Origin of the sequence: Rhodococcus sp. JVH1, from assembly GCF_000280725.2 — a bacterium.
GTDB lineage: Bacteria > Actinomycetota > Actinomycetes > Mycobacteriales > Mycobacteriaceae > Rhodococcus_F > Rhodococcus_F jostii_A.
Window position 1 is genome coordinate 7,861,399 of sequence record NZ_CP166289.1, and the last position, 19,971, is coordinate 7,881,369.

Annotated in this window: 22 protein-coding genes; 15 read left to right on the forward strand and 7 right to left on the reverse strand. The window is 68.8% G+C overall.

Translation table 11 applies throughout. The annotated features are described in order from the left end of the window. Window positions 1-46 precede the first annotated feature (46 nt). The 5 genes from JVH1_RS36760 (at window position 47) to JVH1_RS36780 (ending at window position 5,497) form a co-directional block, all read left to right on the forward strand. A complete protein-coding gene (locus tag JVH1_RS36760; RefSeq protein WP_009472685.1) occupies window positions 47-1,267 on the forward strand; it encodes a lipase family protein in 1,221 nt (406 codons plus the stop codon). Window positions 1,268-1,386: 119 nt separating this feature from the next. Then, window positions 1,387-2,073 (forward strand): SDR family NAD(P)-dependent oxidoreductase, encoded by a 687-nt coding sequence (locus tag JVH1_RS36765; RefSeq protein WP_009472684.1) that lies wholly within the window; start codon window positions 1,387-1,389, stop codon window positions 2,071-2,073. Window positions 2,074-2,148: 75 nt separating this feature from the next. Continuing rightward, on the forward strand, window positions 2,149-4,506 hold the full coding sequence (locus tag JVH1_RS36770) for a LuxR C-terminal-related transcriptional regulator (protein WP_009472683.1): 2,358 nt from the start codon (window positions 2,149-2,151) through the stop codon (window positions 4,504-4,506). A 275-nt stretch (window positions 4,507-4,781) separates the two neighbouring features. After that, complete coding sequence (locus JVH1_RS36775; protein WP_009472682.1) at window positions 4,782-5,171, forward strand: Zn-ribbon domain-containing OB-fold protein; 390 nt, start codon at window positions 4,782-4,784, stop codon at window positions 5,169-5,171. A gap of 5 nt (window positions 5,172-5,176) precedes the next feature. Beyond that, complete coding sequence (locus tag JVH1_RS36780) at window positions 5,177-5,497, forward strand: hypothetical protein (protein ID WP_009472681.1); 321 nt, start codon at window positions 5,177-5,179, stop codon at window positions 5,495-5,497. A gap of 10 nt (window positions 5,498-5,507) precedes the next feature. On the opposite strand, the gene JVH1_RS36785 is transcribed toward JVH1_RS36780, so the two are convergent. The 3 genes from JVH1_RS36785 to JVH1_RS36795 are packed head-to-tail and all read right to left on the reverse strand — an operon-like array spanning window position 5,508 to window position 9,117. After that, on the reverse strand, window positions 5,508-7,604 hold the full coding sequence (locus tag JVH1_RS36785) for a xanthine dehydrogenase family protein molybdopterin-binding subunit (protein ID WP_009472680.1): 2,097 nt from the start codon (window positions 7,602-7,604) through the stop codon (window positions 5,508-5,510). Then, complete coding sequence (locus JVH1_RS36790; RefSeq protein ID WP_009472679.1) at window positions 7,601-8,593, reverse strand: xanthine dehydrogenase family protein subunit M; 993 nt, start codon at window positions 8,591-8,593, stop codon at window positions 7,601-7,603. Before JVH1_RS36790 ends, JVH1_RS36785 begins: the two co-directional genes overlap by 4 nt. After that, window positions 8,590-9,117, reverse strand: coding sequence for a 2Fe-2S iron-sulfur cluster-binding protein (locus JVH1_RS36795; RefSeq protein ID WP_009472678.1), 528 nt, complete (start codon window positions 9,115-9,117; stop codon window positions 8,590-8,592). Before JVH1_RS36795 ends, JVH1_RS36790 begins: the two co-directional genes overlap by 4 nt. A gap of 184 nt (window positions 9,118-9,301) precedes the next feature. Here JVH1_RS36795 and JVH1_RS36800 point away from each other — a divergent pair, with 184 nt between their 5' ends. The 5 genes from JVH1_RS36800 to JVH1_RS36820 are packed head-to-tail and all read left to right on the forward strand — an operon-like array spanning window position 9,302 to window position 12,951. Then, the gene (locus JVH1_RS36800) at window positions 9,302-9,880 is read left to right on the forward strand and encodes an amidohydrolase family protein (protein ID WP_009472677.1); all 579 of its coding nucleotides are present in this window, start codon (window positions 9,302-9,304) and stop codon (window positions 9,878-9,880) included. A gap of 56 nt (window positions 9,881-9,936) precedes the next feature. Continuing rightward, window positions 9,937-10,602 (forward strand): glycosyltransferase family 2 protein, encoded by a 666-nt coding sequence (locus JVH1_RS36805; RefSeq protein ID WP_009472676.1) that lies wholly within the window; start codon window positions 9,937-9,939, stop codon window positions 10,600-10,602. Continuing rightward, on the forward strand, window positions 10,599-11,564 hold the full coding sequence (locus tag JVH1_RS36810) for an acyl-CoA dehydrogenase family protein (RefSeq protein WP_009472675.1): 966 nt from the start codon (window positions 10,599-10,601) through the stop codon (window positions 11,562-11,564). The genes JVH1_RS36805 and JVH1_RS36810 overlap by 4 nt, the downstream gene beginning before the upstream one ends. A gap of 2 nt (window positions 11,565-11,566) precedes the next feature. Beyond that, window positions 11,567-12,340 carry a PIG-L deacetylase family protein gene (locus JVH1_RS36815; protein WP_009472674.1) on the forward strand — a complete coding sequence of 258 codons (774 nt, stop codon included), beginning with the start codon at window positions 11,567-11,569 and terminating at the stop codon, window positions 12,338-12,340. Continuing rightward, window positions 12,334-12,951, forward strand: coding sequence for a class I SAM-dependent methyltransferase (locus tag JVH1_RS36820; RefSeq protein WP_009472673.1), 618 nt, complete (start codon window positions 12,334-12,336; stop codon window positions 12,949-12,951). Before JVH1_RS36815 ends, JVH1_RS36820 begins: the two co-directional genes overlap by 7 nt. Window positions 12,952-12,964: 13 nt before the next feature. Here JVH1_RS36820 and phoU read toward each other — a convergent pair whose 3' ends face one another. Continuing rightward, complete coding sequence (gene phoU, locus JVH1_RS36825) at window positions 12,965-13,612, reverse strand: phosphate signaling complex protein PhoU (protein ID WP_009472672.1); 648 nt, start codon at window positions 13,610-13,612, stop codon at window positions 12,965-12,967. Between the two features lie 39 nt (window positions 13,613-13,651). Beyond that, a complete protein-coding gene (locus tag JVH1_RS36830) occupies window positions 13,652-13,921 on the reverse strand; it encodes a DUF4235 domain-containing protein (protein ID WP_043777418.1) in 270 nt (89 codons plus the stop codon). A gap of 131 nt (window positions 13,922-14,052) precedes the next feature. Between JVH1_RS36830 and JVH1_RS36835 the strand changes: the two genes are divergently transcribed. Together JVH1_RS36835 and JVH1_RS36840 are read left to right on the forward strand one after the other, a co-directional pair. Beyond that, complete coding sequence (locus JVH1_RS36835) at window positions 14,053-15,375, forward strand: NAD(P)/FAD-dependent oxidoreductase (RefSeq protein ID WP_009472670.1); 1,323 nt, start codon at window positions 14,053-14,055, stop codon at window positions 15,373-15,375. A gap of 37 nt (window positions 15,376-15,412) precedes the next feature. Next, complete coding sequence (locus JVH1_RS36840; RefSeq protein ID WP_009472669.1) at window positions 15,413-15,640, forward strand: hypothetical protein; 228 nt, start codon at window positions 15,413-15,415, stop codon at window positions 15,638-15,640. On the opposite strand, the gene JVH1_RS36845 is transcribed toward JVH1_RS36840, so the two are convergent. Next, window positions 15,637-16,326 carry an HAD family hydrolase gene (locus JVH1_RS36845; protein WP_009472668.1) on the reverse strand — a complete coding sequence of 230 codons (690 nt, stop codon included), beginning with the start codon at window positions 16,324-16,326 and terminating at the stop codon, window positions 15,637-15,639. The genes JVH1_RS36840 and JVH1_RS36845 overlap by 4 nt on opposite strands. 78 nt (window positions 16,327-16,404) lie before the next feature. Between JVH1_RS36845 and JVH1_RS36850 the strand changes: the two genes are divergently transcribed. Both JVH1_RS36850 and JVH1_RS36855 read left to right on the forward strand, forming a co-directional pair. After that, entirely contained in the window at window positions 16,405-16,848 is a 444-nt protein-coding gene (locus tag JVH1_RS36850) for an SRPBCC family protein (protein ID WP_009472667.1), read from the forward strand. Between the two features lie 4 nt (window positions 16,849-16,852). Further along, on the forward strand, window positions 16,853-18,475 hold the full coding sequence (locus JVH1_RS36855; protein ID WP_009472666.1) for an NAD(P)/FAD-dependent oxidoreductase: 1,623 nt from the start codon (window positions 16,853-16,855) through the stop codon (window positions 18,473-18,475). Here JVH1_RS36855 and JVH1_RS36860 read toward each other — a convergent pair. After that, entirely contained in the window at window positions 18,472-18,882 is a 411-nt protein-coding gene (locus JVH1_RS36860; protein WP_009472665.1) for an NYN domain-containing protein, read from the reverse strand. The genes JVH1_RS36855 and JVH1_RS36860 overlap by 4 nt on opposite strands. A gap of 85 nt (window positions 18,883-18,967) precedes the next feature. On the opposite strand from JVH1_RS36860, the gene JVH1_RS36865 reads away from it, so the two are divergent. After that, entirely contained in the window at window positions 18,968-19,951 is a 984-nt protein-coding gene (locus JVH1_RS36865) for a magnesium transporter CorA family protein (RefSeq protein ID WP_009472664.1), read from the forward strand. The last annotated feature ends 20 nt before the right edge of the window (window positions 19,952-19,971 follow it).

Below are 19,971 nucleotides of genomic sequence, written 5' to 3' on the forward strand. Positions count from 1 at the left end.
CTGCGAACTCGGTAACAATCGATCTCTACGCAAACTAGGAGGCGGCATGAAGCGCTCACGTATCTCGAGCCTCACCGCGGGTGCACTGTGTGCCGCATTCGTCGCCTGCGCCACCGTCGCGAACGTCGGAGTCGCGGCCGCCGTGCCGATCTATCCCGCCTCCGACCCTGATCCCTTCTACCTGCAGCCGCAGGGTCTGGCGGATACGGCGGTCGGCGAGCCGCTCGCGGTCCGGCCGATGCCGCCGTTGCTCGCCTTCCCCGACACCGACGTCTGGCAGGTGAAGTACCGCACCACCAACTCGGAGGACCACCCGATCTCGTCGGTCACCACCGTGCTGGTACCCCGCACCCGGCCGGTGAACGGGCCGCTGCTGTCGTATCAGCACATCATCAACGCGCTCGGACCGAGGTGCGCGCCGTCTCGGACCCTGTACTCGAACGACCCCGACCTCCAGATCAAGGAGGCGCCGGCACTGAACCTCGCACTGCAACGCGGCTGGACGGTCGCGCTTCCCGATCACCTCGGCCCGAACAGTGCGTACGGTGCCGCGCGACTCGGCGGAACCATCACCCTGGACGGCATCCGCGCGGTTCAGCGGGTGCCCGAACTCGCCGTGGCGGAGAGCCCGGTCGCGCTGGCCGGGTACTCCGGCGGCGGCATGGCGTCGGCGTGGGCCGCGGCGCTCGCACCCACGTACGCGCCGGAACTGAACATCGTCGGTGTCGCCGAGGGCGGTGTGCCCATGAACATCGGCAAGATGGCCAACGGTCTCGGCATGCAGCCGCATCCGGCGTTCGGTCTCGCGATGGCGGCGGCACTCGGACTCGAGCGTGAGTACCCGGACCGCCTGCCGATCAGCGAGCAACTCAACGATCGCGGCCTGGCGATGCGCGACGAGATGGTCAACGCGTGCACCAACGGCATTCTCGCGGCAGGCGCAGGGCGCAGCGCGACGGAGGTCGCCAGGACCACCGACCTCATGAGCAGCCCGCAGGCCTGGGAGGTGCTGAACGAGAACAGTGTCGAGCTGTATCCGGGGGTACCGACCGCGCCGATCTTCGAATGGCACAGCCCGACAGACGTACTCATTCCGATCGACTCGATCGAGGCGACCGTCGCGCGATACTGCGCCGCCGGCGCCAAGGTGCAGTCCGATCTGTTCCCGAGTCCCGACCATCTGACCACCGCCGTGCTGGGCCTGCCGACCGCCCTGGACTACCTCGACGCCCGGTTCCGCGGCGACCCCGCACCGTCCAACTGCTGATCGGTGGGCGCCGATCCGCGACGGGTCGCCTGTGCGGCACGTCGCCGGATTGTGTTCTGCCCGTGCACAGTCCGAAAGTTGAGCGTTTGAGCAGATCTACCAGGGGGTATTCCGACTCCATGCACCCCAGCACACGCACCGCTGTCGTGACGGGATCGGACTCGCCGATGGGCCGGGCGGTCGCATTGGCACTCGCGGACGACGGGTTCCACCTCGGCCTCGCCTACGCCGCGGACCGGGACAGCGCCGAAGCCACTGCCGCCGACGTCCGGTCCAGATCGGTGAACGCGGCCGTGCAGCGCATGGACCTGGCCGACCTGCCCGACTCCGCGGCCGCCGTCGACGAGTTCGCCCGTGAGCTGGGCGGAATCGGCGTTCTCGTCAGCTGTCCGGGCAGTACGGCCGTCGAGTGCATCCAGCGCGCCGTGCGGTACATGATCGCAAGCGGCGGAGGCGGCCGGATCGTCAACGTCATCCCGTCGTCGTCCGGGCTCGGCGGACTCACCGGTCTGCTCGCCGCCGAATTGGCGCGATACTCGATCACGGTCAATTCGGTCGTGGTGCCCGCGGTCGAACCGGACTTCGCATCCCCCGGCCCCGACGACCGGGAAGTCGCCGCCGTCGCGTCGTACCTGACCGCGCCGGCCGCAATGTTCGTCACCGGGGCCGCCTACGTGGTCGACGGCACCCGGATCGCCATGATCCCGCACAGCCTGACCGAGGCCGGCACGCGGCGGCCTGCTCGCCGCGCCAACCGCATCCGGTCCTACACCGGCCGCTGGGCGCCGACCCGCTGGACGCGGTGACCCCGTTTGCGGGGCCCCGAAACTCGCGGACCCGCAGCCGAAAGCGTCGTTGCCGCCGCGCACCGGGAGTACCGTGTGCGCAGGGGGCTGCGAGTCGAGAGTGACGGTGCGATGCCGGCGGCAGTGAAGGGCACAGTGGGAAATCTGCCCCACGAACTGACGAGTTTCGTCGGCCGTCGCCGTGAGGTGACCGAGGCGCGACGCCTGCTGTCCGTGTCCCGTCTGGTGACGCTCGCCGGGATCGGCGGGGTCGGGAAGACCCGGCTGGCGTTGCGGGTGGCCGCCGATGCGAGTCGCGCATTCGAGGACGGCGTGTGGTTGGTCGAACTGGGGGAGCTCGACGACGACACGACACTCGTCGACGCCGTCTCGGCGGCACTGCGACTGCGCGAGCAGCGCTCCGGGAACCCGGAGGTGCTGCTGACCGAGTACCTCGCCACCCGGCAACTGCTGCTGGTGCTCGACAACTGCGAGCACGTGGTCGCCGCGGCGGCCGCGTTGTCGGAGACGTTGTTGCGGAGCTGCCCGGAGTTACGGATCCTCGCGACGAGCCGCGAACCGCTGGCCATCGGCGGTGAGGCGGTACTGCGGGTGCCGCCGTTGACCGTGCCCGAACCCGAACGCTCGTCACTGCAGGGCCTGCCGCAGTACGAGGCGGTGACGTTGTTCGTCGAGCGGGCGGCCACGGCAGTGCCGGAGTTCGAACTCACCGAGGACAACCATGTCGCGGTGGCCCGGATCTGCCGCCAGCTGGACGGGTTGCCGTTGGCGATCGAGCTGGCGGCGGTGCGGCTGCGGGTGATGTCGGCGGAACAGATCCTGCAGCGACTGACCGACCGCTACCGGTTGCTGACGGTCGGATCGCGGGGCGCGCCGAGCCGGCAGCAGACCCTGCGGCTGTGCGTCGACTGGAGCCACGAACTGTGCACCGAGGAGGAACGGGAGCTGTGGGCGAGACTGTCGGTGTTCGCCGGCGGCTTCGAACTGGACGCGGTGGAGGGAATCTGCGCCGGCGACCTGCCGGTGGAGAACGTCCTCGACGTGGTCGCGTCGTTGATCGACAAGTCGATCCTGATCCGCGAGGAGTCCGGGCCGGCGGTGCGATACCACCTGCTCGAGACGGTGCGCGACTACGGCCGCGAGAAATTGCAGGAGACCGGGGAGTACCAGTCGCTGCGCCGGCGGCACCGCGACTGGTACGAGCAGTTGGTGGTGCGGTGCGAGGCCGAATGGATCGGACCCCGGCAGGCGATGTGGATCAGCCGGCTCGACGCGGAGACGCTGAACGTGCGGGCGGCCCTCCATTTCTGCCTGACCGAGCCGGGGGAGGCCGAGACGGGGCTGCGGATCGCCGCCGCACTGTACCCGTACTGGCGTGCCAGGGGACTGCTCCGCGAGGGTCGCCGCTGGCTCGGCCAGCTGCTGGGACGGCACCCGGGCGGCGCAAGCAGGGAACGGATCGAGGCGCTGTACGTCGACAGCGTGCTCGCAGGCATGCACGGCGACCGCGAGGCCGCGAAAGCGCTGGTCGACGAGGGGGTCCTCCTCGCCGAGCGGCACGGGGACACACTGATGCGTGCCCTGGTGGTCCACGCCGCCGGGTGCTGTGCCATGTTCGCCGGGGACCTACCCCGCGCACGGGTCTGCTTCGAGGAGGCACTCGCCGAGTTCCGCGACAAGGGCAACCTGCTCCAACTGACGTGGGGACTGCTCGGGGTGGCACTGGTCAGCGGCATGCAGGGCGACGGGGCGGTGGCGAAGATGTGCGGATCCGAGATCTTCGCGCTCACCGAGGCCCACGGCGAGTCCGTCTACCGGGGCTGGTCGCTGTGGGCGGCGGGAATGGCGGCGTGGCAGCGCGGACACCTCGCCCTCGCCGACGACTACGTGAAGCAGGGGCTGCGGCTGTCCCACCTGGTCGACGACCGGATCAGCGCCTGCGGGGCACTCGAGGTGCTCGCCTGGGTGGCCGTCGGCTCCGGCCGGGCCCAGCAGGCCGCCGAACTGATGGGCGCCGCGGAGGCCGTCGCGCAGACCGTCGGCAACCCGAGCACCGTCTACCCCAATCTGCTCGTCCACCACGCGGAATGCGAGCAGCAGGCACGCGCCGTGATCGGGGACCGCGCATTCGACGACGCCTTCGACCACGGTATGCGCACGTCGTTCGACGATGCGGTCGCCCACGCGCTCGACGAGCAGCGACCGGAGACGGTGTCGGCGTCGAACGGGGCGACGCACCTGACCCGACGTGAATGGCAGGTCGCGGAACTGGTCGCCGACGGGCTCACCAACAAGGCGATCGCCGCCCGGTTGGTGATCTCGCAGCGCACGGCGCAGGGGCATGTCGAGCACATTCTCGCGAAACTGGGATTCAACTCGCGCACCCAGATCGCGGCGTGGATCGTCGAACACGCACAGGACCCGCACCCCTGACCGGGCACCCGCACGGGACGAAATAGGTATGTCCCCGGGTCGTTCAGCCGCTGTACTTCCCCGCCGCGGACGGGATGCTCATACGCGTCCCCCCAATCCGGCTCCAGACCGAGGCCCCCGATGTCCAGTGATCCCCGAACACACCGAAAGCCCGACCCCCAACTTCCACGGCCCCCGATTCTCCGTCGGGCGCACACCGACCGGTGTCTTGTGTGGATCGGGGGAAACCGAATGGCAGACGACGTGGTGGGGCAGGAACTCACGGGGGTGACGGCATGACCACGGACGGCATGACCCGCTGGCAGGGACTTGCCCAGAAATGCGAACTGATGATCCAGCGCTGCCTCAACTGCACGACCCTGCTCGCGCCGTTGATGGCCACCTGCTCCGCGTGTCAGGGTTCGAACCTCGAGCGGGTCCCGTCGTGCGGCGTCGGATCGATCGTGTCCTCGAAGGTGGTCCACCGTGAAGTGAACGAGACCGACCGTGGTCTCGTCCCCTGCACGATCGCGATCGTCGAACTCGACGAGGGGCCGTGGGTGTACACCTGGATCGACGGCGACGTCCCGGCTCCGTCCGACTGTCCGGTTCGCGTCGAGTTCCGTCCCGCGTCGACGGCGGAACAGTTGCCGGTGTTCGCGGTCCGCTCCGCCGGTCAGCGGTGAGCGGCATGACGACCCAGACCACAGAGGACCCGGAGGAAGCGTTCGGCACCGATTGGCTACGCCTGGCGCTTCGCCGATGCGATCTGCTCGCGCAGATGCACTCGGTGAGCTCGGATGCCCGATGGATGATCAGCTTCGCTATCCAGTGGGCACCGTTCGGTGGTGCCAGCGCGGCGGAACTGCTGGAGCGATTCGGTGTCAGCCGCCGACGCTTCATGGAACTCGTATTCGAGGGACTCGCACCGAAGTCCACCGATGTCCAGAAGATCCGTGCGATGAAAAGTCACCTGCGCACGTCCCTCGCGCAGGCGTGGGGCGTGCAGTAGCCCCGGTCGATCACCCGGGCAGCAGGTCGTCCAGGTGGATCGGCACCTTCCGGACCCGCACCCCGGTGGCGTGACGAACAGCGTTCGCCACCGCGGCCGCGGCCCCGACGATGCCGATCTCACCGGCGCCCTTCGCTCCCATCGGATTGGCGTGCTCGTCGACGTCGTCGAGGCACACCGCGTCGAGGTACCTGATGTCGGCGTGGGTGCTGACGTGATAGGAGGCAAGGTCCTGGGTCACGACGTGACCGAACCGGGGGTCGTTCACGCTGCTCTCGTGCAGCGCCATCGAGATCCCCATCGTCATCCCGCCGAGGAGTTGCGATCGAACGGTGCGGGCGTTGATCACCCGGCCGATCGCGAACACCCCGAGCATGCGTTCGACTCGGATCTCGCAGGAATCGCGGTGCACATGCGCCTCCACGAAGTGGGCACCGAACGAATGGAGCGCGAACTTTTCCGCGTCGGGGTTGTCGGGCGTCCCCGCACGCGCCTCCGCCCCCGGGTCGGGGGACGTGCCGTGCTCATCCCGGAACGCGCGGGCCGCCGCGACGATCGCACTGCCCCAGGAACTGGTTCCCGTGGAGCCGCCTGCGACGGTCGCCGACGGAAGATTCGTGTCACCGATCTGCAGGACGATCGCGTCCAGCGGGCAGCCCAGCGCGTCGGCGGCGATCTGGGTGAGCGCGGTCCACGCGCCGGTACCGATGTCGACCGACCCGATCTGCACGGTGTACGTGCCGTCGGAGTCGTACACGATCCGGGCAACCGATCCGGGTGACGTGTTGGCGGGATACGTCGCGGACGCGACGCCCATCCCCACCTGCCACTGCGAGTCCGACCGGGCCCGCGCCGTCGCGTCGCGGTCCGCCCACCCGAAACGCCGGGCGCCCTCCCGCAGACAGTCGGTGAGGCGCCGCCCCGACCACGGGCGGCCGGTACTCGGGTCGACCTCGGGTTCGTTGCGGATCCGCAATTCGATCGGGTCGAGCCCGCAAGCTTCGGCCAGTTCGTCCATCGCCACCTCGGCCGCGAACATGCCCGGGGTCTCGCCGGGGGCACGCATCCAGGAGGGGGCGGGCACGTCGAGGGACGCGAGACGGTGAGTGGTGTACCGGGTGGGCGTGGAGTACATCAGCCGCGACGGGACCGCCGCCTGTTCGGCGAACTCCTTGATCTTCGCGGACTGCACGACCGCCTCGTGGGAGAGCGCGGTCAGCCGTCCGTCGGCGTCCGCCCCGAGCCGGATGTGCTGCACCGTCGGCGTGCGATACGCGGAGAGGGCGAACATCTGCTGCCGGGTGAGCGCGAACTTCACCGGCCGGCCTTCCACCCGCTGCGCCGCCATCACCACGAGCACGTCGTGCGCGTGCGGCAGTCCTTTGGAGCCGAACCCGCCGCCGACGTACGGGGCGATCACCCGCATCTGCTCGACTTCGAGTCCGAACAGCGGTGCGAGCGTCTGCCGCACGGAGTGGACGCCCTGGGTCGAATCGTGCAGCGTCAGAACCGGTCCGCTGCCGCCTGGGGTCCACCGGGCGATGGCGGCGTGCGGTTCCATCGGGTTGTTGTGTTCCATCGCGGTGGAGTACACCTGATCGACCGTGACCGCGGCGGCGGAAAGTGCCGCGTCGACGTCGCCGTCCTCGGTGTCGGTCGGGAATCCCGCGTTGACATCCTCGGGGGTGTACAGATCGCCCCTACCGGAACGGAAGTCGGTGTCGTGGGATTCCACGTCGTAGTCGACGCGCACGAGGCTCGCGCCGTGGCGGGCGACTTCCGGTGACTCCGCCACCACCGCACCCACGAATTGGCCGCGGAAATGAACCTCGGCGTCCTGCAGGATCGCGAGTTCACCGTCCGAGGTGTCCGTCAGGCGGGGCGCATCGAACACCGTCAGGACCGCGAGCACCCCGTCCAGGGCTTCCGCGTCGGCCGTGTGCATCGCGGTGACCCGGCCGCGTCCGATCGTCGACAGGATCGGGTGCAGATAGGTCGGCTCGTCCACCGGGTACTCGAACGCGTACAGCGCCGTGCCGGTCACCTTGTCGTGGGCGTCCAGCCGTTCGGCGGAGGTTCCGATCACCTTCGGATCGACGAGGGTCATCGGCGCGCCTCCTCGGCGAGGGAACGAAGTACCGACGCCAGCACCCGCCGGGTCAGTGCAACCTTGAATTCGTTTCCAGGAAGCGGTTGTGCCGCAGCGAGTTCCGCTGCAGCGGCCTCGGTGTACGTGGCCTCCGTGGGCGGCGACCCGACGAGGACCTCCTCGGCGAGCGTGGCACGCCAGGGTCGGTGCGCGACCCCACCGAGCGCGACCCGCGCCGACGTGATCGACGCATCCTCGATCGTCAGCTCGGCGGCCACCGACACCACTGCGAACGCGAAGGAGGCACGGTCACGCACCTTCCGGTACGCGGACCGGTTCCCGGAAGGCGGCGGGGGCAGCTCCACGGCCGTCACGAGATCACCGTGCGCGAGGACGGTGTCGCGGTCGGGCCGGTCCCCGGGAAGCCGGTAGAACTCGCTCAGCGGGATTCGCCGTTCACCGTCGGCACCGCGCACCACCACGACACCGTCGAGCGCCGTCATCGCGACGGCCATGTCGGACGGGTGCACCGCGACGCAGTGCTCCGAGGCACCGAGAATGGCGTGGTAGCGGACGTAACCGCCGATCGCGGAACACCCGGTGCCGGGCTCCCGCTTGTTGCAGGGCGTCGTGACGTCCTGGAAGTACACGCAGCGAGTCCGCTGAAGCAGATTTCCCGCCGTGGTCGCGAGGTTGCGCAGCTGGCCCGACGCACCGGAGAGGAGGGCGCGCGACAGCATCGGGTACCGGGCGCGGACGACGTCGTGCGCGGCGAGGTCGCTGTTGCGGACGGCCGCCCCGATTCGGAGCCCGCCGTCCGGGAGTTCGACGACGTCGCCCAGGGGAAGCCGGCTCACATCGACGAGGAGATGCGGTTGCGCCACCCCGAGCTTCATGTGGTCGACGAGGTTGGTGCCGCCGGCGAGGAACGACGCCCGCGGATCACCCGTGACCGTGGCGACGGCACTGTCGACGTCGGTGGCCCGCTCGTAGTCGAAGGGAATCACGCCTCCGCCGCCTGCCTGATCGCCGCGAGGATGTTCGGATACGCGCCGCACCGGCAGAGGTTTCCGTTCATCCGCTCGCGTATCTCGTCGTCGGTGAGTTCGGGCGGAGCGGTCAGGTTCTCGGTGACGGCGCTCGGGTGCAGGGCCAGGAACTCGTCGAGCATCCCGATCACCGAACAGATCTGACCGGGCGTGCAGTAACCGCATTGCAGTCCGTCCTGCTCGACGAACGCCTGCTGAACGGCATGCAGCACCTCGCCGTCGGCCAGTCCGTGTGCCGTGACGACGCGTTCCCCGTCGTGGGCGACGGCGAATGTGAGGCAGGACGTGGCCCGTCTGCCGTCGAGGAGGACGGTGCACGAGCCGCACTGGCCGTGGTCGCAGCCCTTCTTCGGCGCGGTCACCCCGAGGTGGTCGCGGAGCGCGTCGAGCAGCGTCGTGCGGGTGTCGACTTCGAGGTTTCGTTCCTCACCGTCCACGGTGAGGGTGATCTTCCGGTAGCGGGGGCTGTCCGCGACATTCATGGCGGGAGGTTACCCGCGGGCACTGATCCCGAATCACAGTCGGCCGACTCGGGAATTGCTGGTATATCGGACGATATGGCGTCTGCTCAGTGGATCGACACGCACGTACATCTGGTGGACTTTCTTCAGCATCCCGCGGCTGTGACCGATTTGCGAGACAGCTTGGTCGGGGCCGGCGTGCAGCGTGCCGTGCCATTACCACTCGCTGACCGACGCCATCGTCCTCGATCTGCTACCCGAACTCGAATCGGACGGCCGGTTGACGGTGGCGCCGCTCGTCTGCGGGTTCGATCCCACCGATCGCCCTCGCGGTCGGATCGAATTCGTGTGGAACCGCACCGGTCGCTGGGCCGGTGTCGGTGTCGGTGAGGTGATGTTCCGCCACGACGACCTCACGAGTCTCACCGTCGGCGAAGTACACTCTCCCGATCACGCAGCGATGGACGACGTCCTCGACTTCTGCTCCGAGAAGGAGGTGCCGATCTCGATCCACCACGATTCCGCGTCGATGGGGCTGCCAGGGCGGCACGAATACATCGGCGCGCTCGAGCGAGCTCTCGAACGGCATCGGTCGACCTCCGTCGTGTGGTGTCACGCAGGGGTGTCCCGCCGGGTGGGCCCCAACGGACAGTTGGACCTGGTCCGCGAACTTTTGCTGCGGCACCCGAACTTGACCGTCGAACTGTCGTGGGTGCTGTTGGACCGGATCGTCGACGGCCCCGATGTCGCCGTCGGCAACGCCGAACGATCGTGGTTCCCCTGACGACGGACTGGGTACTTGCTCAACCCGGAAACAGTGAGTGATAAGGAAGGGACGTCATGCGCGTCGAGCACATCACGGTGGTCGTGCCCGCCCACGACGAGGAAGCGCTGCTGCCGCGCTGCCTGGAGGGCCTCCATACCGCCGCCCGGGCCGTGTCCGTGCCGGTCACGACGGTGGTGGTGCTCGACGGGTGCACCGACGGCAGCGAAGCCGTCGTCCGCAGGGCGGGTGTCGACGTCGTGGTCCTGGGTGCGCGGAACGTCGGAGCGGCCCGGCGTGCGGGTTTCGAGTCGGTCGCCCCGCGCCCCCACGAGTGGTTCGCCACGACAGACGCCGACTCGCGCGTCCCCGCGCACTGGCTGTCGTCCCACCTGCAGCACGCGCGTCGAGGGGCGCAGTTGGTGGCGGGCACGGTGGCGGTGACCGACTGGTCGGGGTGGCCCGACCATGTCCGGTCGCGGTACGGCAGCGCCTACCGGTCCGGCTCCGCCCACGGGCACGTGCACGGCGCGTCCCTCGGATTCTCGGCGGACCTGTATCGGGCGGCGGGAGGGTTCGCCGCACTGCCCGCGCACGAAGACGTGGATCTGGTGCAGCGGATGGTCGAGCGGGGAGCGAACGTGGTGTGGAGTATCGATGCCCCGGTGGAGACATCGGCGCGAGCCGACGCCCGAGCGCCGCAAGGTTTCGCCACGTACCTCGAAGGACTGCAGGACCGATGAGCACCGACGTCACCCACGACAGCAGCCCCACCGACGCCGCAGTGCGGGCGATCATCGGTTCGGGGGACGCGGAACTGCCGCTGCCCGGCGGCGGCTCGACCGCAGCCCGGTGGGCCCGGCTGACGCAATGGTGCCGCCACGACCTCTCGGTCGGCCGGCTCCTCGAGGCACACGCCGACGCGGACGCAATCCTCGCCGAAGTCGACGGCACCCGCGCCGGCCGGAACGAATTCTGGGGCGTGTGGGCCAGCGAGCCACCGCACCCCGTCCTGCACGCGTCCCACGACGCTGCCGGGTGGCGCCTGCGGGGGACGAAGGCATGGTGCTCCGGGGCGTCGATGTGCACGCACGCCCTGGTCACGGCGCGAGTCGACGAGCAACCCCGCCTGTTCGCCGTCGATCTGCGGGAACCGGGGGTCACGGCGGGCCGCGGCGGCTGGCGAAATCCGGGCATGGCGGCCACCGACACCGAGTCGGTGACGTTCGACGGCGTTCCCGCACGACCGGTCGGCGCGCCCGACGAGTACCTCGACCGTCCCGGGTTCTGGCACGGTGGCATCGGGGTGGCGGCCTGCTGGTTCGGGGGCGCACTCGCCGTCGCGGAACCGCTGCGGGTGCGGGCCCGCAGTGGCCGCGCGGACGGTCACCAGCTCGCGCACCTCGGCGCGATCGACGTCGCCGTCAGCGCGGCACGATGGGCACTCGAATCGGCGGCCGGGGAGGTGGACGCGAATCCCCTCGACCGGAGATCCGCCCAGGTGCGCGCGTTCCGGGTGCGGGCGCTGATCGAACGGACCGCGAGCGAGGTGATCGACCGCGTCGGCCGGGCGCTGGGCGCCGCGCCGCTCGCGACGGATGCCGACCATGCCCGCAACGTCGCGGACCTGCTCGTCTACATCCGGCAATCCCACGCCGAGCGCGATCTCGCGGCACTCGGCGCACTCGTCGCGGGGGAGGACTGACAGTGGACAACGGCACCAGATTCCGGGAGATCCCCGTGGCCGCGCGCGGCACACCGGAGGACGAATGGCAGTCGTGGCTCCAGTCCACCCGTTTCCTGCCGGTACCACTCGCGGAATGCGACCGGTTGGTCGTCGTCGCACCACATCCCGACGACGAGGTACTCGGCGTGGGCGCGCTGATGGCCACCGCCGCGGCCGCCGGCATACCCGTCGTGGTGGTGGCGGTGACGGACGGTGCGGCGTCCCACCCGGACTCGCCGACCCTGTCGCCCGACGCGCTGGCCGTCGCACGGATCGCGGAATCGACCCAGGCGACAGCACTGCTGGGTGTCGGCGAACCACTGCGACTCGGAATACCGGACGGCGGGGTGAGCGCGCACGAGCACGAACTCACCACCCGCCTCGTCGACGTGCTCACCGCGACCTCCGGGGCGGGGGAGAGAGTGTGGGTGCTCGCGACCTGGCGAGACGACGGCCATCCCGATCACGAAGCCACCGGAAGAGCTGCAGCAGCAGCATGTTCGATCACCGGTCACCGACTGATCGAATATCCGGTCTGGATGTGGCACTGGGCCCGGCCCGCCGATCCGGCGGTGCCCTGGAACCGGATACGCGTCCTGACCCCGGCCGCCGAGATCCTGGCACGCAAACGCGGTGCCGTCGACGAATTCCGGACCCAGATCCTCCCGCTGTCCGAGGACCCGCGGGACGCCGCGATCCTCCCGCCGTGGGTGCTCGCGAGACTGATGCGGACAACGGAATGGGTGCTGTGGTGAGCGCAATGGATCCCGGCTACTTCGAGACGATGTACGCGGAATCGGCGGACCCGTGGGGCTTTGACGAGCGGTGGTACGAGCGCCGCAAGTACGCGCTCACTCTCGCGGCCCTGCCCCGTCCGCATTATCGGCGGGCGTTCGAACCGGGGTGTTCGATCGGCGTCCTCACGGTGCACCTGGCGCGGCGTTGCGACCGGGTCGTCGCAACGGACGTGGTTCCGCGCGCCCTGGAGAGCGCACGGGACCGTCTGCGGCGCGAAGGAGTGGCCGACCGGGTGGAACTCGGCCGGGCATCGCTGCTCGACCCGTGGCCACCCGGCGCCTTCGACCTCGTCGTGCTCAGTGAGGTGCTGTATTACCTGACACCCGCCGACCTCGCCACCACGCTCGGACGTGCTGTCGACGCCCTGGAAGTCGGTGGCACCCTCGTGGCGGTCCACTGGCAGCATCCGGTACCCGAGTACCCGCAGACCGGCCGCGCGGTGCACGAGACGGTCGCCGCGACGGACGGCCTCCACCGTGCCGGGTCGTACCAGGACGCGGACTTCCACCTCGACGTCTACACCCGGGGCCCGGTGCCCTCGGTGGCCGCGGCGGAAGGGTTGAGCTGACCGGGCGTCGCACTCACTGTTCGGGCAGGCTGCCCGTCTCGAGGAAGATGACGCGCCTGCCGATCTCCACCGTGTGGTCGCAGAACCGCTCGTAGAAACGGCCGAGCAGGGTGATGTCGACGGCCGACTGGACACCGTGCGGCCAGTCCTCGGCCTGGGTGATCGTGAACAGGCTCCGATGGAGATCGTCCATCGCCTCGTCCGCCGTCAGCAAACCGCGTGCGCGCTCGGGATCGCGGTGCTGCAGAACCTGCTCGGTTTCCTTTGCCTGCGCGACGGCGACGGCGCCCATCTCGGTGAACACGCCCAAGACCTCGTCGGGAACGACGTGGTCGGGATGCCGTCGGCGCGCGATCTTCGCGATGTGCACCGCGAGACCGCCCATGCGGTGCAGATCCGCGGAGATGTGGAGGCCGCCGACCATGAACCGGAGGTCGTGCGCGACCGGCGCCTGCAGCGCCAGCAGGGCGAAGGCACGCTTCTCCCAGTGCGCCGCGGCATCGTCGAGCTCGCCGCTCACATCGATGACGTGCTCGGCGAGCTCGAGGTCAGCCTGCAGCAGTGCGTCGCTCGCCTCCGACATCGCGGTAACGGACAGCCGGCACATGGAGGCCAGATCGCCGGACAGGCTGTCGAGATTCTCCGCGAAACGAGTACGCATCGGCTCAGCCTAGGGGTGTTCTGTGACAACTGCCTCGATCTACCGGGGGTCGGCGTGGGCGAGCTTCCGGTATCCCTGCGCGCCTGCACGGTCTACCGCTGCCTTGACCAGGCCGAATACGGTGCCCTGCACGGCCGCCGCGATCAGCACCTCGCGGGTGCTGCGTGAGAGATCCTTGGGGTCGGGAGCCTCGGCTTCGCCGGCGACGCGCTTCCACACCTGACCGAAGAGCGCGCTTGCCGCGATTCCGCCGGCGACACTCGCGGCCAGCGCCAACGGTTTGTACATTGCCTTCGACACGGCACTCATGTTCCCGCCCTTCGCATTCGATCCCGTCGATCGCTCTCGTACGGCGAGTACCCGTATTCGCCGTCCTCACACCGCGATGCCGCGCCGCCGGTGTTGTTTGGTTCGACGCCCGGTTGGGGACAGTGTTCTGTATGACCAACGAATCAGCTGGAGAGCCAACTCGCATCGTCGTGGTGGGAAGCGGCTTCGCCGGATTCGAATGCGCACGCGCTCTCACGCGGCGCCTCCGGGGGACCGATACCCGCATCACCCTGATCTCGGCGCACGACTACATGCTCTACACACCGCTCCTGCCCGAGGTGGCGGGCGGAATCCTGGACGCACGGTTCGTCACGGTTCCGCTGGCCGAGGCGCTGCCGAACGTCGAACTGGTGAAGGGCAACGTCGATTCCGTCGACTTCGAGGCCCGCACCGTGCACGTGACCGACTGCGAGCACGGTGTCGAGGACGTGGCCTGGGACCGGGTGGTGCTCACCCCGGGGTCGGTGACCCGCCTGTTCGACATTCCCGGTCTCGCCGAGCACGCCAGGGGACTCAAGACGCCGGCCGAAGCGCTGTACTTCCGCGACCAGCTGCTCACCCAGATCGAACTCGCCGAGCGGGACACCGACCCTTCGGTCGCCGACGCCCGCCGGACGGTCGTCGTGGTGGGGGCGTCCTACGCGGGCACGGAACTCACCGCCCAACTGCGCGCCCTCGCCGACGAGGCGGCCGCGCGGCGAAACCTCGACCCCGCGAAGATCCGGTTCCTGCTGCTCGACGCCGCCGACACGGTGATGCCGGAGGTGGGCGAGAAGCTGGGCGGCAAGGTGTTGGACGTGCTGCGTTCCCGCGGCATCGACGTGCGACTGGAAACCACCCTGACCGAACTCGGACCCGAACACGTCACGCTCGACGACGGCACCGTGATCCCCACCCGCACCGTCGCCTGGGTGACGGGCGTGACCGCAAGCCCGCTCATCGACACGCTCGGATTACCCACCGAGAAGGGAAGGTTGACGGTCCGCCCCGACCTCTCGGTGGACGGGCATCCCGACGTCTTCGCGGGCGGCGACGCCGCGGCTGTTCCCGATCCGAAGAACAGCGGGTCGATCACCCCACCCACCGCCCAGCACGCCGTCCGGCAAGGGCAGACCCTGGCCCGTAACGTCGCGGCCAGCCTGGGCGTCGGCGACCCGAAACCGTACAGCCACCGCGACATGGGTCTCGTCGTGGATCTCGGCCCGGGGTTCGCCGTCGCGAACCCTCTCGGCATCCAGCTGTCGGGGTTCCTCGCGAAGGTGGTCACGCGCGCCTACCACCTGTACGCCATGCCCAACACGGCCAATCGCTGGGCGGTCGCCCTCGCCTATCTCACCGATCTGCTCTTCCCCCGCCCACTCGTGTCGATCGGACTGGTCACCGATTCGGAATCGCGGTTCGCGGCCGGCGAGGGCGTAGGAGCGCAGCACTGAGAGCACGCCGCCTGCGAACGCAACTAAGGAACTGATGATGGCTGAGAGCAAGAAGGAATTCGTCGCACTACGCCTCGACGAAGTGATCCACGAATGGGAGGCGGACGCGCCTGCCGGTGGTTCGGGATCCGCGGGATCGGAGAGTCCGTTGGTCACAGCGCAGCGCCACCGGGCCGAGATGGACACCGCGACCGACGAGCGTGTCGACGAGATCGCCGAGGCGTATCCCGTGATTGCGCAGGCGTGGTCGTCGCGCGGCGTCTAGGACACCAGCAGCTTCGCCAGCGGACTGGACTCGAGGTTGTCCAGCAGGTCCTGTGCGTCCTCGAACACCGCCGCCGCGCCGGCCTCCGTCAAGTCGGCGCGGGAAATGCCCCCACTGAGGAGTCCGACGAAGGTGACGCCGGCCCGCGAGGCCGCCTTGCCGTCCCACACGGCGTCGCCCACCATCACGGCAGTGTCGGGCGACGTGGACGCGCGGTCCATCGCGGCGCGAACCACCCCAGGATCCGGCTTGGCCTTATCGACGTCCTCGGACGACGTCGTGTGAGCGATGTACGAGTCGACCGACAAGATCTCCCGCAGCACGTCGAGTTCCTCCTCGGGGGCGGAGGTGGCGAGGACGACCTGCACACCGCGCCCGTGCAGTTCCCGGATCAGTTCCCGTGCCCCGGACAGCGGCCGCATGCTGTCCCGCGCGCCGAGGTAGTACGTCGTGTGGAGATCCTTCGCGCGGTCCCCGAGCTCGTCCGCGTCGTCACCGAGAAGCGATTGCAGGAGAAGCGACGAATCCAGTCCGATCGCACGGTGCACCCGCCACGCGTCCACGTCGTGCCCGACCTCCCGGAAGGCCCGCTGCCACGCTCGCACGTGCAGGTAGTTGGAGTCGACCAGGGTGCCGTCGACGTCGAACAGCACTGCTCGGGCGGTGGACGGGGATTTCTCAGACATAGGCTCGAGCAAACCACAGTTTTCGATGCGGTGAACGTGGGTAAGCGCGGAGAGTCCGTCAGGTACTCATCCGAAGGAGTGGTCGTCATCGAGGCACAACACGACACGTCGGCGTCGGTTTCGGACGTGTGGTCCGTTCTCGCCAACGGGTGGCTGTACCCGTCCTGGGTGGTCGGGGCGTCACGCATGCGTGCCGTCTCCGCCGAATGGCCCGCCGTCGGGAGCCGTCTGCACCATTCCGTCGGCGCCTGGCCCGCGTTGATCGACGACTCCACCGAGGTCCTCTTCGCCGAAGAGAATCGTGAACTTCGGCTGCTCGCCCAGGTGACGCCCACGAAGGCTGTCGTGCGACTGCGACTCGAGCCGCGTGGATCCGGCTGCCACCTCCGCATGTCGGAGGCAGCAGCCTCCGTACCGTTGAAGTGGGTTCCGCAGACGGCGCAAGACCTCGCGGTCCTCCCGCGCAACCTGGAATGTCTACGCCGGCTCTCGTTCCTGGCCGAGCGAAACACGAAACCCTGACGCCGTGACAGTGCGGACTGTCGACGCCGTCGTCATCGGGGCCGGGCCCAATGGTCTCGCCGCAACGGCCACCCTGGCGGAGGCCGGCTGGGATGTCGTACTTCTCGAACAACAACCCGAACCGGGTGGCGCCGTCAGGTCGGCCGAGCTCTTCCCTGGTTTCCGCACCGACCTGTTCAGTGCGTTCTATCCCTTGGCTGCGGTGTCGCCGGCGATCCGGCACCTCGACCTCGAAGGTGTCGGTCTGCGATGGAGTCAGGCGCCCGCCGCGGTCGGGCACCCCAGGCACCCGCACGACGACGATGCCCCACTGATCCACCGGGATCCGACCGACACCGCCGCCGACCTCGAGCGCAGGCAACCGGGGGACGGACAGGCATGGCTCCGGCTCTTCGAGCAGTGGAAGGATGTGAAGGAACCGTTCCTCGACACGCTGTTCAGCCCGTTTCCTCCCGTCCGTGGACCGCGGCGACTGTTGTCGCAGCTCGGCACCGCGGAAGCCCTCCGGCTCGTCCGCTTCCTCATGCTGCCCGCGCGCCGGATGACGCACGAGTTGTTCGACGGCGAATCCGCCCGGGTGCTGTTGCTGGGCAACGCAATGCACGCCGACACACCGGTCGACGCACCGGGGAGCGGAGTCATGGGATATCTCCTGACCATGCTCGCGCAGGACGACGGGTACGTCGTCCCGGTCGGTGGGGCCGGCGCCCTCTCCGCCGCAATGGCGGAACGAGCGAGACGAAACGGCGCGGAAATTCGGTGCGGCGAGGAGGTGACGTCGATCGAGGCAACCGGGGGAGTGGCGACAGAGGTTCGGACGGCGGGCGGCGACCGTTATCTGGTCAAGCGCGCGGTGCTCGCCGATGTCTCCGCGCCCGCACTCTACGGACGGCTGCTGGATTCCTCCGTGGTCCCCGCCGGCGTCCGTGCAGACCTCGAGAAGTTCGAGTGGGATACCCCCGTCGTCAAGGTGAACTACGCTCTCGACCGCAAGATTCCGTGGCGGTCGCGGAGCCTCGAATCCGCCGGAACGGTGCATCTGGGCGCCGACGACAACGGACTGGTCCGGTGGATGGCCGACCTGACCACAGGCGTGATCCCGACAGACCCGTTCCTGCTGTTCGGTCAGATGACGACGTCGGACCCCAGCCGTTCGCCCGAGGGAACCGAAAGCGCCTGGGCTTACACGCATCTTCCGCGGGGAATCACGGACGACGAATCGGCCGAGTTGCTGGCGCACCGAGTGGACGCGATGCTCGAATCGCATGCGCCGGGGTTCGCCGAGCGGGTGGTGGGGCGCAATGTGCAGCGTCCGGGTGACCTCGAGGCGAGCAACGCGAACCTGCACGGCGGCGCCGTCAACGGCGGCACCGCCCAGCTGTACCAGCAGCTCGTCTTCCGCCCGACCCCAGGTTCGTCCGGGCCCTACACGTCCATCGACCGGCTGTACCTGGCCAGCTCGGCCGCCCATCCGGGCGGCGGCGTCCACGGTATGTGTGGGTACAACGCGGCCCGTGCCGCCCTGGCCGACCACGGGCGGTGGGGGTTGGTGCGGCGGAAGGTCCGCGGCCGCATCCTCGACCTCGTGGTCACCCCCGACGGTAAGCGGTCGCCGCACCACCGCTAGGTGTTGATGCGGTCCAGGAGCCAGCGCGGACCGATCGTGGTGGCCCCGAGCGCCTCGACTCGGTCGCGGAGTTCTCGGTCTGCGGTGACGACGGTGATCGGCCGGTCGCCGTCCTCCTCGGCGGCTGCGGCCACCACATCGACGATCGCGTCGTCGCCCGAACCGACCGCCGACACCACGTGCAGGCCCTCGAATTCCGGGTTGGTCTCACCGGTGACCGCGGCCTTCGCCGCGCCCTCGAGGACGACCACCACCTCGGTCGGCCGGTCCAGGCGCTGTTCGAGGGTGCCGAGCTTGGCGAGCAATTGTCGGGCCGCACCGGCACGATCACGCCACCAACCGTCGGGTCGCGAGCCGACGACGTTCGCAGCATCCACCACAACCAGCGCAATTTTGTCGTCAACCACGCCCTCAGTCTCCTCTCTCCTCGCACCCGCCGTGTGGGTGCTATGACAGAGGAGACGGTCTGTCCGTCGTGGAGAGGAGGCCGATGTGGACGTCCGCTTCATCTCCCGTGACGGTGTGCGTTCGTGTGCGGTGACAGAACTGAGGGCGTTGCTCGACCGGCCCGACGGATTGGTCTGGGTGGATGTCCCGACCTGGGACGAGCAGGCGAACGACGCATTGACCACGATTTTCGGCTTCCATCCTCTCGCCGTGCGGGATTCGATGAACCGCAATCAGGTGCCGAAGGTGCACAGGTATGAGGACCACTTCTTCGTGGTTCTGCACGCGCCGCAGTCGGGAGCGCACGGGCACGTGCACTACGTCGAACTGGACCAGTTCATCGGCGGCCGGTACCTGGTCACCGTGCACGGCCCGGTGAATCCAGCGATCGATCCCGCGACCGCAATGGTCGAGGTGAATGCGGTGCTGGGCCGGTTGAAGTCGGGAAAGTTGCAGCCGAGCAACGCATTCGAGTTGTCCTTCGCACTGCTCGCCGCATTGACGGCTCGGATGCGGGCGTACACCGCCGAGTTGACCAAGGACGTGTGGAAGCTCGAGCAACAGGTCACCGGCGGGCACCTCGGTAATCCGGAAACCTTTCTCGACGAGATGTTCCGGGTCCGACACGGTCTGCTCACGGTCGGCACCATGGCCGCGCTGAGCCGAGAGGTCTACGGCCGCATGGTCACCATCGAGGCGTTCGGCGCCGGCAAGGGGCAGGACCTCCTCCTCGACGCGGTCGACCAGTTCCAGCATCTGACCGTGATGGCCAAGGGCCAGAAGGACTACCTCCAGGGCACGATCGAGTTCTACCAGGCACGCACGAACACCAAAATGACCATTGCCGCCGAGCGACTCGCCGTCATCGCGGCCGTCACGTTGCCGATCACGGCGTTGTCTTCGATCATCGGCATGAATGTGATCGTGAACGAACGGACGCAATGGCTCTCGGTTGCCGCGATCGTGCTCGTGATGCTCGCGATGTCCGGGGCACTACTCGTCTGGGCGAAGCGTAAAGGCTGGTTCTGAAGCCTGTAGTTGCGTTCAGC

Bases quoted from the DNA above. Each gene is read 5' to 3' on its own strand.
- JVH1_RS36775 (WP_009472682.1), top strand. From the start codon at position 4,782: ATGACCACGGACGGCATGACCCGCTGGCAGGGACTTGCCCAGAAATGC.
- JVH1_RS36810 (WP_009472675.1), top strand. From the start codon at position 10,599: ATGAGCACCGACGTCACCCACGACAGCAGCCCCACCGACGCCGCAGTG.
- JVH1_RS36805 (WP_009472676.1), top strand. From the start codon at position 9,937: ATGCGCGTCGAGCACATCACGGTGGTCGTGCCCGCCCACGACGAGGAA.
- JVH1_RS36830 (WP_043777418.1), bottom strand. From the start codon at position 13,921: ATGAGTGCCGTGTCGAAGGCAATGTACAAACCGTTGGCGCTGGCCGCG.
- JVH1_RS36795 (WP_009472678.1), bottom strand. From the start codon at position 9,117: ATGAATGTCGCGGACAGCCCCCGCTACCGGAAGATCACCCTCACCGTG.
- JVH1_RS36760 (WP_009472685.1), top strand. From the start codon at position 47: ATGAAGCGCTCACGTATCTCGAGCCTCACCGCGGGTGCACTGTGTGCC.
- phoU (WP_009472672.1), bottom strand. From the start codon at position 13,612: ATGCGTACTCGTTTCGCGGAGAATCTCGACAGCCTGTCCGGCGATCTG.
- JVH1_RS36835 (WP_009472670.1), top strand. From the start codon at position 14,053: ATGACCAACGAATCAGCTGGAGAGCCAACTCGCATCGTCGTGGTGGGA.
- JVH1_RS36765 (WP_009472684.1), top strand. From the start codon at position 1,387: ATGCACCCCAGCACACGCACCGCTGTCGTGACGGGATCGGACTCGCCG.
- JVH1_RS36845 (WP_009472668.1), bottom strand. From the start codon at position 16,326: ATGTCTGAGAAATCCCCGTCCACCGCCCGAGCAGTGCTGTTCGACGTC.
- JVH1_RS36785 (WP_009472680.1), bottom strand. From the start codon at position 7,604: ATGACCCTCGTCGATCCGAAGGTGATCGGAACCTCCGCCGAACGGCTG.
- JVH1_RS36840 (WP_009472669.1), top strand. From the start codon at position 15,413: ATGGCTGAGAGCAAGAAGGAATTCGTCGCACTACGCCTCGACGAAGTG.
- JVH1_RS36780 (WP_009472681.1), top strand. From the start codon at position 5,177: ATGACGACCCAGACCACAGAGGACCCGGAGGAAGCGTTCGGCACCGAT.